The sequence below is a fragment of the Bacillus sp. AY18-3 genome (assembly GCF_008042305.1).
GTDB lineage: Bacteria > Bacillota > Bacilli > Bacillales > Bacillaceae_G > Bacillus_A > Bacillus_A wiedmannii.
In genome coordinates, this window is the sequence record NZ_QKQR01000004.1 from 309843 (window position 1) to 323549 (window position 13707).

16 protein-coding genes are annotated in these 13707 nt (G+C 35.4%); 6 read left to right on the forward strand and 10 right to left on the reverse strand.

The window, feature by feature from the left end; genetic code table 11:
• Positions 1–12: 12 nt before the first annotated feature.
• Entirely contained in the window at positions 13–189 is a 177-nt protein-coding gene (locus tag DM800_RS04200) for a DUF1272 domain-containing protein (protein WP_002146550.1), read from the reverse strand.
• Positions 190–384: 195 nt separating this feature from the next.
• Here DM800_RS04200 and DM800_RS04205 point away from each other — a divergent pair, with 195 nt between their 5' ends.
• Entirely contained in the window at positions 385–1206 is an 822-nt protein-coding gene (locus DM800_RS04205; RefSeq protein ID WP_060487779.1) for a pentapeptide repeat-containing protein, read from the forward strand.
• A gap of 43 nt (positions 1207–1249) precedes the next feature.
• Here the strand turns inward: DM800_RS04205 and DM800_RS04210 are convergent, their stop codons facing one another.
• Positions 1250–2134, reverse strand: a complete 885-nt coding sequence (locus DM800_RS04210; RefSeq protein ID WP_088609545.1) for a DMT family transporter — start codon at positions 2132–2134, stop codon at positions 1250–1252.
• 327 nt (positions 2135–2461) lie between these two features.
• Between DM800_RS04210 and DM800_RS04215 the strand changes: the two genes are divergently transcribed.
• On the forward strand, positions 2462–3247 hold the full coding sequence (locus DM800_RS04215; RefSeq protein ID WP_088064065.1) for a glycosyltransferase family 2 protein: 786 nt from the start codon (positions 2462–2464) through the stop codon (positions 3245–3247).
• On the opposite strand, the gene DM800_RS04220 is transcribed toward DM800_RS04215, so the two are convergent.
• From DM800_RS04220 to DM800_RS04240, 5 genes are all read right to left on the reverse strand, one after another.
• Positions 3216–4139, reverse strand: coding sequence for an NAD-dependent epimerase/dehydratase family protein (locus DM800_RS04220; protein ID WP_142954117.1), 924 nt, complete (start codon positions 4137–4139; stop codon positions 3216–3218). The two genes, DM800_RS04215 and DM800_RS04220, sit on opposite strands and share 32 nt — an antisense overlap.
• Complete coding sequence (locus DM800_RS04225; protein WP_088122708.1) at positions 4136–5359, reverse strand: class I SAM-dependent methyltransferase; 1224 nt, start codon at positions 5357–5359, stop codon at positions 4136–4138. Before DM800_RS04225 ends, DM800_RS04220 begins: the two co-directional genes overlap by 4 nt.
• Positions 5360–5371: 12 nt before the next feature.
• The gene (rfbG, locus tag DM800_RS04230) at positions 5372–6427 is read right to left on the reverse strand and encodes a CDP-glucose 4,6-dehydratase (RefSeq protein ID WP_048546516.1); all 1056 of its coding nucleotides are present in this window, start codon (positions 6425–6427) and stop codon (positions 5372–5374) included.
• Position 6428: 1 nt separating this feature from the next.
• Positions 6429–7196: a glucose-1-phosphate cytidylyltransferase gene (gene rfbF, locus DM800_RS04235; RefSeq protein WP_147786484.1), complete on the reverse strand. Its 768-nt coding sequence runs from the start codon at positions 7194–7196 to the stop codon at positions 6429–6431.
• 114 nt (positions 7197–7310) lie between these two features.
• Positions 7311–8105 (reverse strand): glycosyltransferase family 2 protein, encoded by a 795-nt coding sequence (locus DM800_RS04240; protein WP_048546514.1) that lies wholly within the window; start codon positions 8103–8105, stop codon positions 7311–7313.
• 276 nt (positions 8106–8381) lie between these two features.
• Between DM800_RS04240 and DM800_RS04245 the strand changes: the two genes are divergently transcribed.
• The 4 genes from DM800_RS04245 to DM800_RS04260 all read left to right on the forward strand — a co-directional run bounded on the left by DM800_RS04245 (position 8382) and on the right by DM800_RS04260 (position 11455).
• The gene (locus tag DM800_RS04245) at positions 8382–8789 is read left to right on the forward strand and encodes a MerR family transcriptional regulator (protein WP_000285638.1); all 408 of its coding nucleotides are present in this window, start codon (positions 8382–8384) and stop codon (positions 8787–8789) included.
• A 121-nt stretch (positions 8790–8910) separates the two neighbouring features.
• Complete coding sequence (locus DM800_RS04250) at positions 8911–10239, forward strand: hemolysin family protein (protein WP_046957914.1); 1329 nt, start codon at positions 8911–8913, stop codon at positions 10237–10239.
• A 52-nt stretch (positions 10240–10291) separates the two neighbouring features.
• A complete protein-coding gene (locus tag DM800_RS04255) occupies positions 10292–10705 on the forward strand; it encodes an ATP synthase subunit I (protein WP_048546511.1) in 414 nt (137 codons plus the stop codon).
• A 201-nt stretch (positions 10706–10906) separates the two neighbouring features.
• A complete protein-coding gene (locus tag DM800_RS04260) occupies positions 10907–11455 on the forward strand; it encodes a DUF2179 domain-containing protein (protein ID WP_075309449.1) in 549 nt (182 codons plus the stop codon).
• 96 nt (positions 11456–11551) lie between these two features.
• Here DM800_RS04260 and DM800_RS04265 read toward each other — a convergent pair whose 3' ends face one another.
• The 3 genes from DM800_RS04265 to DM800_RS04275 all read right to left on the reverse strand — a co-directional run bounded on the left by DM800_RS04265 (position 11552) and on the right by DM800_RS04275 (position 13687).
• Entirely contained in the window at positions 11552–11779 is a 228-nt protein-coding gene (locus tag DM800_RS04265) for a DUF3923 family protein (RefSeq protein ID WP_063548068.1), read from the reverse strand.
• Between the two features lie 76 nt (positions 11780–11855).
• Complete coding sequence (locus tag DM800_RS04270) at positions 11856–12236, reverse strand: hypothetical protein (RefSeq protein ID WP_147786485.1); 381 nt, start codon at positions 12234–12236, stop codon at positions 11856–11858.
• Positions 12237–12490: 254 nt separating this feature from the next.
• Positions 12491–13687, reverse strand: a complete 1197-nt coding sequence (locus DM800_RS04275; RefSeq protein WP_147786486.1) for an MDR family MFS transporter — start codon at positions 13685–13687, stop codon at positions 12491–12493.
• Positions 13688–13707: the final 20 nt, after the last annotated feature.

Genomic DNA, 13707 nt, shown 5'->3' on the forward strand with positions numbered 1-13707 from the left:
TCGCTTTGCTTTTTATTGTTTCTTTTTCGGTCTACGTACTAATTCGCCGCCGCAGTTTGGGCAAACGTTTTGTCTTTCTTCTGTACACGGTGCACAAAATGTACATTCATACACGCAAATGTAGGCTTCGGAATTTGATTCGAGAGATTGATCGCAAATTTGACAGTTTGTTTTCATTTCGAGTGCCATAGTAAGTCTCCTTTTAGTTTGAATATTTATAATTTAATTATAATTCATTAGATAGAAGCTGTCTTTTTCAATTGAAAGGAAATCGAATGATAAAGTTATGATTTGAAATGAAAGAAGCTCATTTATTTTTAAATTGATTATTTAATAAGGTTGGAATATTATGAAATAGTCAAAAGACAACAGGGGGTATATATTTTGACTAATCATAACGATCATTTAAAAGCAAACTGCGAAAAATGCTTCGGTTTATGTTGCGTGGCGTTACCGTTCGCAGCATCGGTAGATTTTGCGGTGAATAAAGATGGCGGGACACCATGTTCTAACTTACAAACAGATTTTAAATGTAGCATACATAAAAATCTTAGAGGAAAAGGTTATAAAGGTTGTACAGTGTTTGAGTGTTTCGGGGCTGGGCAGAAGATTTCGCAAGTTACGTTTAACGGGATTGATTGGCGGAAAGATGCTAAGCATGCGAGAAAAATGTACGATGCTTTTCCAGTTATGCATCAGCTTCATGAAATACTGTGGTATTTGAATGAGGCTATTCTTTTGAAGGCGACACAATCGATTCATAAAGAACTAAGTAAAGCAATTGGAGAGACAGAGCGCTTATCAAATTTAAATGCGGACGAGTTAATGAAAGTAAATATTCCATTACACCGTGCGGAAGTAAATGTGTTACTTTTAGAAACGAGTGAGCTAGTTTGGAAGGAAATGAATGCTGCGCGTAAGAAACGAATTAGTCACCGCGGAGCAGATCTTATGGGGGCAAATTTGAAAAAGAAAGATTTGCAAGGAGCGAATTTAAGAGGGGCATACTTAATTGCGGCTAACTTAAATGGAGCAAACTTAAGAGGAGCAGATCTTATCGGGGCAGATTTGCGAGATGCAGATATTCGCGGGGCGGATTTCACAAATAGTATTTTTCTGACGCAAGTTCAAATTAATGCAGCGAAAGGGGATAAACATACGAAATTACCGAAAGTGTTGTCCCGTCCATCGCATTGGAGTGCGTAAAGAATGTGGAACAGGCAGAGATTAAGAATCTCTGCCTATTTTTTCATTTCTTTTCAAAAGTAGTAATGAAAACACTACATATAATAAGAATACCACCAATAAAAAAGTTAATATTTAATGTCTCATTTAAGAGTAACCAACCAAGCAATGATCCGACGATAGGTTGGAAGAAGAAAAATAACGAGCCGATGCTTGCGTCCATTAATTCTAACCCTTTATTCCAAAGGAAAAAGGCACCTGCCGTTGAGACGACTCCTAAATATACTACGCCTAATATTACGTACGTATTTATTGTTTCGATAGAGGTTGATTGTAGTTCCCATATCATAAAAGGTGTAATGAAAAAGAGTGAAAAGAATATGGCGTACGTTGTAATAACTAAGGATGAAAATCGAGCTGAAGCAATCTTCACATAAATGGATAGTAAAGCCCACGTAATAGCGGCCCCGACTAATATGATTGTACCGATAAAATAGGAGCCAATTTCAATATCCCATCCGATTACGATAATTACACCGATTGTCGCTATGATAGTAGATAGCAGTCTACGAGCGGTTAGTTTTTCTTTTAAAATGATCGCTGCAAATATAACCATAAATGCAGGTGTAGCTGATGTTACTAAAGAGCCTGTATGAGCGTCAGATAATTTTGTTCCGATAAATTGACAAGTAATCGAAATGAAATATCCGATAAATCCAATCCAGGCGAAGAGTAGCCAATCTTTTTTGTGAATGGTTACTTTTTTCTTTTGCTTTTTCTCAGCTATTTTCAAAATGAAATATAAAACAACGAAAGCGATAATAAAGCGTAGCCAAACGAGTGTCAGTGGTGGGATAAAGTCGAGTACATATTTGCTAACAACATACATACCGCCCCATATACTAGCTGCTAGTGATAAACATATAGCTCCTAAAATTGTTTGTTTCATGTAAAGTACTTCCGTCTATTTTTAGGGTTTTATGAGTTCCCTAAGACGAGGCATAGTGTTAAGTGTTATATGAATGCCCGCCTTAGTTTATAGACGGCTTACAGGTTGATCGTTTTCGAATGAAGTGTTGTAGTACATGAGTGCATTCCTCCTTCATAATTTAATAAAGATATTATAACTTAATTTTCAGTTTATTGGGATGTTTCTTTAGAAAATGGTGGTTGTCTAAGAAAGCATAGTATATGGTAGAAAAACATATTTTAAAAATAAAAGAAACCAATTACATAACTGCTAAGTATAGTAAGAGTAGGATGAAAAAGTAGATTAATAGAGAACGAGGAGGAGATTGTTATAACTACAACCGTTATTTCTCATTTTTACAATGAAGAGTATTTATTACCGTGGTGGCTTGCTCATCATACGAAACTGTTTGATCATGGCATTTTAATTAATAAAGGTTCAACAGATCGTTCGGTTGAAATTTGTAAAAAATTCGCACCACACTGGGAAGTACGAGATTCTGCAAATCCAGAATTTGATGCATTAGCGACAGATCATGAAGTGATGAGGATAGAACAAGAAGTAAAAGGATGGAAAATAATTTTAAATACGACCGAGTTTCTTTGTGTGCAAGATAAAAATCAGTTTTGGAAATCCCTGAATGAATTGGGAGGGAGGATGTATTGGCTGGAAGGGCTTATTATGGTCGATGATCTTAACTATAATTATCCGGACCTTAACTTTGGAATACCTTTAATGAAACAGCGATTTCATGGTTATTTACCAGAAGATTGGGCGTTATGGAGAAGAGGTAGATTTATTCATAATCATGAACACGGAAGTTATACGGTTGGGAGACATTTATCTGCACATGAATCTATGATTTATCCGCCACTTGCGTGTATTGCATGGTTTGGTTTCAGCCCTTGGAACGATGCGATGAGAAAGAGGAAATTACAAATTGGCCCGACTCTTTCTGAAGCTAGTAAGCATGGGGGAATGGGAACACATCATATTATTACACCTGAAAAATTAGAAGAATGGTATAAGGATTTAGCGAGAGGGACGAAGGATTTGCGTTTTAGTGGTGCGTATCGTTATGTTTTTTTATAAATGATTCCCACCATAAAATTGTTTCTTCGATCCCAGTATTTAGATCGTATGTTGGTTTCCAATTTACTTCAGTTTTTAAACGCTCTACATTAACGCCGACGAATAAAGGTTCGTCTTTAGAGAAAGGGATCGCACCTAGTTTAATTAAATGTTCTTTTCCTAACTTTTTAGCAATGATAGAAGCTAATTCTTTAATTTGTACAGATTGACCAGAAGCGATATTGATTGTGCCTGTAACGCCATGTTCTAATACTGTTACGAGAGCATCAGCGACGTCGCTCACATGGAGGAAATCTCTTGATTGTTTTCCATGTGTACATAGTGCTTCCTCATTTTTTAATAAGGAAGTGATAATGTTAGAAACGAGCCGATTCCCTTGTTCGTGAGGGCCATACATATGAAAAATGCGGCCCCAACACATGCTGAGGCCGGTTTGCTCAGCGTACGTTTGTAGCCAAGAGTGTAGTGCGTTTTTACATAATGCATACGGTGTTTTATAGGAAAGAAGCGGTGAATCTTCAAATAGTACGCCGTTAAACCATTCGTACTCTGCGCCGGTGCCGGCAACAACGACTCGCTTTCCGCCGCATGTTGTGAAGTGCTGAATCAATGAGATGCTGGATGTAAGCCAATAGTAATTATTAATAGATACATAACAAGCTGGCGGCACTGCTTCCCAAGCTAAATGAATGAGATGACTAGGCTTCATGTCGTAAATGAGTTTTTTTACTTCTTCATCACAAAGTAAGTTTACTTTATGCCAGTGGCAAGGGATGTGAGAAGGCTTCTTTGTATGATAAGTGGCGTGCACCTCATAGCCCCTTTGTATAAGAGAATTTACAACATATTTACCAATCCATCCACTACCGCCTGTTACAAGAATTTTTTTCATGGCTCAATTACCTCAACTTCTGGAATGGTTACTAAAAATTTGCCGCCCCATTCACGAATGAAAGAGCATTCTTTCATAATTTCATCTTTCAAATTCCAAGGGAGTATGAGAATGTAATCAGGTTTTGTACGCTTAATTTCTTCTGGAGATTTTATTGGAATGCGTGTTCCTGGTAGTAGGAGATTTTGTTTGTGAGGGTTTTTATCTACTGTATAAGCTAAAAATTCTTTTCCTATTCCGCAATAATTTAAAAGGGTGTTTCCTTTAGCTGGTGCACCGTAACCAATAATTTGTTTGTTTAAAGCTTTTGCTTCGATAAAAAACTTTAAAATATTTATTTTCAATTGCTCGATGCGTTTAGAAAAAAGGAGATAACAATCTAATGTATTTAGCCCGTGATCTACTTCTTTTTCGATTAATTTTGTAACACTGGAATGGATAGTGGATTTGTCACTATGATGTTTTACAAAAATACGTAAGGAACCACCGTGCGTTGCAAGCTCTTCTACATCGACAATTTGTAAATGATGATGAGCTAAAACTTTTTGAAGACTTATAAGTGAGAAATAGGAGAAGTGCTCATGGTAGATCGTATCAAACTGTTTAAAGGATATGAGATTTAATAAGTGCGGGAATTCAATTGTTATTGTTCCGTCTTGTTTTAATAACGTTTTTAAACCAGCGACAAAATCATGTAAGTTCGGGACGTGTGCCAATACGTTATTTGCGATGATTAAATCAGCTTTTGGTAATTTTTTTGCAAAGTCATTGCTGAAAAAATTCACTTCAGTAGGAATTCCTTTTTGGATAGCGATTTCTGCTACATTTTTTGCTGGTTCAATTCCTAACGTTTCGATATTTTCTTTTTGAAAGTATTGTAATAAGTACCCGTCGTTACTCGCGATTTCAATCACTTTCGAATGATTGGTTAAGTTGAAACGCTTAATCGCCATTTCTACATATTGCTTAGCGTGTAGTAGCCAGCTTGATGAGTAAGAACTGAAGTATAAATAGTCATGAAAAATATTGTGAGGAGATTCAAATTCATCTAATTGTACGAGTAAACAAGAGGGACAGACAAACGTGTGCAGTGGATAGAATGGTTCCATTTTATATGAGTGTTCTGGATCTACAAATGAGTTAGCGAGAGGGGAAACACCTAAATCTAGAAAAGTATTTGTTAGTAATGAGTGGCAAAAACGGCATTTTTTCAGTTCCATTTTATAGCCCCCTTATAAATTTTTGAATGCATCGATTTGTTGGCGCGTGAAAGATTCCATATTTTCACCAGATGCATATTTCTTGTACCAATCAACAGTCCAAGCGATAGAGTGATCTGTTGATAACTTAGGAGTCCAACCGAGTTTATTTACTGCTTTTGTACTATCGAGTGTTAAAATAGGTGATTCATAAGGAGTGTTTGTATGAGGAGAAAGGATTGTTAGTGGTTTATTCCATAATTTCATTATAGATTGAATGACATTATGAACGGTTCTGTTAGGTTCATTTATCGGGCCGAAATTCCACGCCGCTGCAAATTCGGCGTCTTTCCAAAGTTTTTCAGCTAAAAGGATATAGCCATGTAAAGGATCTAATACGTGTTGCCACGGGCGGATAGCGTGTTTGTTTCTAATATTTAACGTAGCATCTTGTAAATATGCACGAATGACATCTGGGAATAATCGGTCTTTTGCCCAATCACCGCCGCCGATAACGTTACCTGCTCTTACTGAGGCAAGATTCTGAGTGTTAGTGCGGAAGAATGAGGTTTGATAGGAAGTTGCCACTAGTTCAGCACAAGCTTTACTAGCACTATAAGGATCGAAACCTCCTAATCGGTCACTTTCCACGAATGCACGGTTACCGCTCCCATCATTTTCATAGCATTTATCACTTGTAACATTAATGATGCCGCGTATACTTTCTATATGTTTTGCCGCTTCTAATACGTGAACAGTACCTAAAACATTCGTCTTAAATGTTTCGATAGGATTTTTGTATGAAGTGGTGACGATTGGCTGGGCAGCTAAATGAAATAGTATGTCAGGGTTATGATGTTTTAGGGCATGTAATAAAGAATCGTAATCTGTAATGTCGCCTTTAATTGTTATGCACTCTTTTGCTACGTTACATTGTTCAAAAAGGTTTGGAATGGATGGTGGATGAGAAGAATAGCCAATTACTTCTGCGCCTAAAGAAGTTAAAAAAAGGGTGAGCCATGAGCCTTTAAAGCCAGTATGTCCTGTAATAAATACTTTTTTCTTATTCCAAAAAGATGAAGAAGCCATATTACCAAACCTTCCACGGAGCGTTATTACTTTCCCATAGCTCGACTAATTTATTTTTATCGCGCAATGTATCCATCGGATGCCAAAAACCAGAATGTTGATATGCGGCTAGTTCATTTTTGTTTACTAACTGAACTAAAGTGTCTGTTTCAAAAACAGATTTATCTCCGCTAATGTAATTGAAAACATCAGGATTTAAAACGAAAAATCCACCGTTAACCCATCCGCCATCCCCGAGTGGCTTCTCTTGAAAGGATGTGACAGACTGTTTATCTAATACGAGAGAACCGAATCTACCAGGAGGTTGTACGGCTGTAACAGTCGCCATTTTACCGTGTTTTTTATGAAATGCAATGAGTTCTTTTATATTTACATTACTTAATCCATCGCCATAAGTGAGGCAGAAAGGTTCATCCCCGATGTAATTTTGTATTTTTTTAACTCGTTCACCTGTTTCGGTATTTAGACCAGTATCAATTAATGTAACTTTCCATGGTTCAATGCGATGAGAGTGGTTCGTAATTGTATTGTCACTTAAATGTATCGTAAAATCGGACATGTGTAAGTTGTAATTTAGAAAGAATTCTTTAATTGCATATCCTTTATAGCCTAAGCAAATAATAAACTCAGTAATCCCGTAATGACTATACAAACTCATAATGTGCCATAAAATAGGCTTTGTTCCAATTTCAATCATAGGTTTTGGTTTTAAATGAGTTTCTTCCCCAATCCTTGTTCCATATCCACCTGCAAGAATAACAGCTTTCATTTTTTCCTCCTAAAATAAAAATTTATAATATATACAGTATTCATATGAAATACAAATGGTATGGTTTTTAGCTAAGTGCGTAAAAATGTGTGGAACATGATAGGGTGAGAAATGTTAAGGTTTGAATTTAGGGAATAATTGTTGATACTCAGGGTGATTACGTAGATCTTGTGTTATGTTACTAAGCTCTAAAAATCGAGTTTCGAGTTCCTCAGAGGACTGACCATAATGAGTTTGAAGGCCCATTTGAACACCTGTTTTTGAAAGAGTAGGTGTAATTTGTAATTTTCTTGCCTTTGTATGTTCGTTCCAAGGGCTAAAATAAAATTTTAAAATGAATGAAGGGGAGTTATAAACGATAGGTTGGTGCTGCGTAAAATGTCTGCCTGGTAAATATGCGCCGTTAAGATGGTTGTGTATAAATCTCCAGGCACAGCCGATTTCTGGTTTATAAGGAAAGAGCCCGTGATATCGTTGCTCTACTAATGGAATAGAATATCTTAGTTTTGAATAATTGTAATTATGCTTATCAATCATGACAATCATTCTAATTGCATACATATTTTGGCCTAACGTATGAAGTGATGAGAAAAATTCTTCTACATTGTTACAACAAAGAAATTCCGTAGTATTTAATACCATTTTCCAACCTGAAACCTCTCTTTCAATTTCCATCACCTCAATATCAGTATTAGTGGGATCGAAATCAAGGAATCTTGAATTTCGTACTTCCCAGTTGGGAGCAAATAATTTACAAATTTCAACAGAACGATCTGTAGAACCTCTATTAATTAATATGCCGTGATCAAATATTTTTGTATGATGCATAAGCCACCATGGTAATAAATACTCCTCGTTATAAAAGTGAGAGATAATTGTCCTAGTGATTTTAATCTCCTCCAGTTGCATAAATAATGATTTTATTTCAATATTATTATCATATGTTTTAAATTAAGGAAGGTTGAAAGGAATGTGTCATTCCATTTTTACATTTTGGTATCGGTATATCGAAAAAACAGTAATCTAACTATATGGATAGAGTTATAGAGTGTGAATACACTACATACTTAGATGGCATGTGAAATTTTGTATAAATTATGAATAATAAACCGTCACGTTTGACTGTACAGTTTATGTATTGTATGATGTTAGTAATATAAACAAGGGGGGAAGATCGTTGGGAAGGTGTATCGAATCGGACAGTTGGCTCTCATGGCTCACGTGTCGAAACGCACGATTGATTATTATACGAATCTAGGAATCTTAAAAGCGGAGCGATCTCAATCTAATTATCGCTATTACGATGAAACAGCATTTGAGACATTACAATTTATTGAGAAGTGCAAAGAAATGCATATGCCGCTTTGTGAGATTAAAGAGAAAATCGAGGAGAAGAAGAAGCTGCTCGGTATCAATGAACACGTTTCGAAACAAGTGAATGAAGTGACAGACCATATTCATCGATTAGAAGCAGAGTTAACGGAGTTAAAGCCGCTTTTAGATGGATTGACTGATTCACAACGTGAAAAAATATCGAAATCTTTATCTGGTCAAACGACAGCTTTAATACAGACACTTGTTCTATTATTATAGAAAAAAGTGAAATCCGACCTCTTTAATTTTTGTATCGGGCTATGTTTTCTAAGAAACAAATAAGAAAACATTATAGTATACAGGAGGTGGACACCTTAGTTTTTTAAACTAAGGGGATTCATTGGAAATATTTAATTTAGTCATGGTTGCGATTTTAATCGCATTTACTGGATTTTTCGTAGCAGCAGAGTTTGCGATTGTAAAGGTACGTTCAAGTCGTATTGATCAGCTTGTTGCGGAAGGGAAACGCGGTGCTTTAGCAGCGAAAAAGGTAACAACAAATTTAGATGAATATTTATCTGCTTGTCAATTAGGTATTACAGTTACAGCTATGGGATTAGGTTGGTTAGGTGAACCGACAATTGAAAAGTTATTACACCCGTTATTTGAGAAATGGAACATAAATCCTTCTATCTCATCAGTATTAACATTTGGTCTTGCTTTTATGCTAATGACGTATCTACACGTTGTAGTAGGGGAATTAGCTCCGAAAACGATGGCAATTCAAAAGGCTGAACAAGTAACATTGTTATTGGCAGGTCCGTTAATGATGTTCTATAAAGTCATGTATCCATTTATTTGGGTATTAAACGGTTCAGCTCGTGTTGTAACTGGCTTATTCGGTTTAAAACCAGCTTCAGAACATGAAGTAGCTCATACAGAGGAAGAATTACGCCTTATCCTTTCAGATAGCTATGAAAGTGGCGAAATTAATCAGGCTGAATACAAGTATGTAAATAACATTTTTGAATTTGATAATCGTATTGCAAAAGAGATTATGGTACCGCGAACAGAAATCATTGGTTTCTACCTGGAAGATTCAGTAGAAGAACACATGAAAGTAATCCAAAATGAACGATACACACGTTATCCGATTTTTGGAGAAGATAAAGATGATATTATCGGTATGGTCAATGTAAAAGATTTCTTTATTCGATATATGAACAACGATAAAGAAGATTTATCATCGATTCGCACGTATATGCGTCCGATTATTGAAGTGATGGAAACAACTCCAATTCACGATTTATTACTTCAAATGCAGAAGAAGCGAATTCCGATGGCTGTTTTATATGATGAGTACGGAGGAACAGCAGGAATTGTAACGCTTGAGGATATTTTGGAGGAAATCGTCGGCGAAATTCGTGACGAATATGATGAAGATGAAGCACCACCAATTCAGCATGTAAATGAGCACCATAAAATCGTTGATGGAAAAGTGCTTATCTCCGAAGTGAAAGATTTATTTGGATTACACATTGAAGAAGATGATGTGGATACAATTGGTGGCTGGATTATGATGCAAAATCATGAAATTGAAGAAGGACAACACGTTGAGGCGGAAGGTTATGAATTTAAAGTGTTAGAAAAAGATGCTTACCAAATTAAACGTGTTGAAATTCGTAAGATGGAACAAGAGCAAGAAGAAGAGAAAGCAGCAACTGTGTAGGTTGCTGCTTTTCTTCTAAAGTATAAAAAATGTGAAATTAGGAGCGGATATTTTGATTCAAGCAGCCTTACGTGTATATCGATTACAATTGTATGCGATCTTTAGTGGTTTACTACTTATGTGGACGATTACTCCGTTTGGAAAACAAGTAACAGGGTTTGGTATCGGATTAGCTGTAAGTGCATATTGCCTTTGGTTATTGGCTCGCAGAGTGGAGAAACTCGGGAAAAGTATCGTAATGAAAGAAAAGGCTCCTGGATTAGGAGTTTTAAACCGATTTGCAGCAGCCATTTTAGGAGCTATTATTATGTATGAAATTGAGCATGAAATGGAAATGTGGGCATTCGGTACAGGCATTTTAGGTGGTCACTTTTTAATGATTGCGAATTTAGCTTATGCAAATGTGCAGTTAGTGAAAGAAGAAGAGAAGCAAAGAGAACAGGCTTCGAAAAACATAGAGCTATGATGAAAGGGGCCTAATCGAGGTTCCTTTTTGTGTTTAAAGCGAGCTAATGAAAGGAATCAAATTTACGACAAATATAATACGCTTCTTTTTTACGTTTTTCAATAGTATGAAAAATAATGTAAAAAAATTTAAAAACCCATCGATTTCTAAAGGTTATGTATGTTATCATGACAAAAGACTTTTTGAAAGAGGTGGATACCAATGTTACAAGCGTTACTTATTTTTGTGCTTCAAATTATTTACGTTCCCATTTTAACAATCCGTACGATTTTGCTTGTAAAGAATCAAACAAGATCCGCTGCTGGTGTTGGATTGTTAGAAGGAGCTATTTACATTGTCAGTTTAGGTATTGTGTTTCAAGATTTATCAAATTGGATGAACATTATTGCCTATGTCATTGGCTTTAGTACGGGACTATTATTAGGCGGTTATATAGAGAATAAATTAGCAATTGGTTATATTACGTATCAAGTTAGTTTGCTAGACCGTTGTAATGAATTAGTAGATGAACTACGTCACTCTGGATTTGGTGTTACAGTATTTGAAGGCGAAGGAATTAATTCAATACGTTATCGCTTAGATATCGTTGCAAAGCGTTCTAGAGAAAAAGAACTGTTAGAAATTATTAATCAAATTGCACCGAAAGCGTTTATGTCTTCTTATGAAATCCGTTCATTTAAAGGCGGATATTTAACGAAGGCGATGAAGAAAAGAGCGTTAATGAAGAAGAAAGATGAACATGTATCGTAAAGAAAAGGGAGTTGTGCAGCTTTAAAAGCACGGCATAATCCCCATATAAAAAAGAGAGGAATCTATATTGAAAAAGATTCCTCTCTTTTTTCTGCGTTATTTTTTTCTGCTTTTTCTCAGATTAACAAGTGACCATACAACTTGAATAATTAGTGGTAATATAAATGCAATTAATAAAACGATAAAGGCTATTAATTTCAGCTCAGGTGTTTGAGTAACACCAGTCCCATCAACCTCTCTTAGCCAAATGATAGCTGCCAATATCCCGAAAGTTATAATCCAAAATATGTTACCAATCCACCAATAAATCCATCTTCTTTTCATGCTAGCACCCCTTACATGTACCCTCTGTTAAAAGTGAATTTTCGTTCGTTACATTTATAATGAAATACCTATAAAATTAATTTTTTTTAACTGTATATCTAACTTGTTTAAACGTTACCATCTCTCCATCTTTATGATCATCTTGCGTTTGCAAAAGTTGAACTTTTGGTTTGTAATCTGTCCTATGAGCGTGCTCGATATCTTTAATGTTAACTTTGTAGGGTTCGCCATTATTAATTTTTTGTTCCAATACTTTTTTATTGGGGACATAAATAAACGTCACTTTATTTTCATCAATGCCTTCAGTCTTAAATTCTAATTCGTTATCTTTTGTTGTAATCGTCGGTGTTAATAATTCAATACTGCCTTTTCCAGTTTCTAAAGAATTTTCTGCTATAGTTGAACATCCGGATAATATGATTACGATGAATAGAAGAGCACTTAATTTCTTTCTCATAACATCCCCCAATTTCAAGTGATTTTTGATTTTGGCATTGCTAGACTGCTAGTGTGGAACGTAACTGTCTAGCTAGCACTCTTTTTAATTGTACCATAATATGTAAATTTAAACAGGCTGTATATCCAATTTAAGGGGTTTGAAAAGTTTACTTATTAAATATGAAAAATAAAAAGATTCGACTGTCAAATATGATGGTCGAATCTTTTTATTATAGGTTGCTTGTCTCAAGGGAACATCTTAATTGTAATGTGTTAAAGATGTTTCGTATCATTACATAAATATATATCCTCTTTAGAGCTCTCTTTTTTAATATTTAAAATATGGAGTGAAATAAAGCCAATAAGTCCTATTCCGCCGAAAATAAGCCATGGTGTATACATTCCGCTTAAGTTGGCTGTAAAAGATGTACCGGTATAATTACCGATGATAAAACCAAATGCGAGTGATAGTTGATAAAATCCGAAGTAAGTAGCTGTATATGATTCGTTACTGTAATTTGCAATAGCGATATCAGCGTTAGGTAATACGAGTGTTTCGCCAATTGTAAATAAAATTACACAAATAAATAGCCAATACGGGTGTTGAAATAAAGGAATGAGTAAAAAGGAAATACTCATTAATAAAACACCGTATTTAATAATCGAAAGTGTATTGTATTTATGAAATAGTTTTCGAAATAATATCATAAATATGACGCCTGTTATTGCATTTATCGTAATAACTAGTGTAGCAAGCTGGTTGCTATTACTAATGTTTTTCATATGAAGTGGAAGTGCGACAGTAAGCTGAGTAAACATAATATAGAAGAAAATCATAATAAATGAAAACAAAAGGAAAGATTTGTTTTGTAAGATAGCCTGTAGCCCTAATGTAATAGACGTATTTTCAGTAGTGACTTGGAAGTGATTTTTAAGTAAGTAAAAGATAAAAGCAAATAACAGCATAAGAGATCCTGTTAGAGAAAAAGCATAGATTGGATCGAGTAAGAGTAAGAACCCTCCTGCAATTGGTCCAATTATTGCACCGCAATTAAAACTAAGGTTTAAATATGTAAATAAATTTTTTCTCATATGAGCTGGTTGTGAGCCGAATATGGCGCGCGCAGCAGGTTCGTAAAATGCGGTTCCGAAGCCAATAAGTGCAGAAGAAATAGAAGTTGTATAGAAATCAGAGCATATTCCTAAAGCGATAAATCCGATTCCTCTTAAAAATAATCCGGCTATCATCATAATGATATAGCCTATTTTGTCAGCAATTAATCCTGAGAATAATGGGACAACTCGTGATGTGATTGTCATAACCGTCAACACTGTTCCTACTTGAACAGCAGAAAAATGAAGAAAGCTTAATAGATAAATAGCTAAAAATGCGTATACTGCAAAATACCCAAAAGACATAAAAAATGAAGAAATAAGCATGAAACGTATCGGTATTGAGAAACTTTTCATAGAACTCCTCCTAATATTGT

Bases quoted from the DNA above. Each gene is read 5' to 3' on its own strand.
- DM800_RS04200 (WP_002146550.1), bottom strand. From the start codon at position 189: ATGGCACTCGAAATGAAAACAAACTGTCAAATTTGCGATCAATCTCTC.
- DM800_RS04210 (WP_088609545.1), bottom strand. From the start codon at position 2,134: ATGAAACAAACAATTTTAGGAGCTATATGTTTATCACTAGCAGCTAGT.
- DM800_RS04220 (WP_142954117.1), bottom strand. From the start codon at position 4,139: ATGAAAAAAATTCTTGTAACAGGCGGTAGTGGATGGATTGGTAAATAT.
- DM800_RS04225 (WP_088122708.1), bottom strand. From the start codon at position 5,359: ATGGAACTGAAAAAATGCCGTTTTTGCCACTCATTACTAACAAATACT.
- rfbG (WP_048546516.1), bottom strand. From the start codon at position 6,427: ATGGCTTCTTCATCTTTTTGGAATAAGAAAAAAGTATTTATTACAGGA.
- rfbF (WP_147786484.1), bottom strand. From the start codon at position 7,196: ATGAAAGCTGTTATTCTTGCAGGTGGATATGGAACAAGGATTGGGGAA.
- DM800_RS04240 (WP_048546514.1), bottom strand. From the start codon at position 8,105: ATGCAACTGGAGGAGATTAAAATCACTAGGACAATTATCTCTCACTTT.
- DM800_RS04260 (WP_075309449.1), top strand. From the start codon at position 10,907: ATGTTACAAGCGTTACTTATTTTTGTGCTTCAAATTATTTACGTTCCC.
- DM800_RS04265 (WP_063548068.1), bottom strand. From the start codon at position 11,779: ATGAAAAGAAGATGGATTTATTGGTGGATTGGTAACATATTTTGGATT.
- DM800_RS04270 (WP_147786485.1), bottom strand. From the start codon at position 12,236: ATGAGAAAGAAATTAAGTGCTCTTCTATTCATCGTAATCATATTATCC.
- DM800_RS04275 (WP_147786486.1), bottom strand. From the start codon at position 13,687: ATGAAAAGTTTCTCAATACCGATACGTTTCATGCTTATTTCTTCATTT.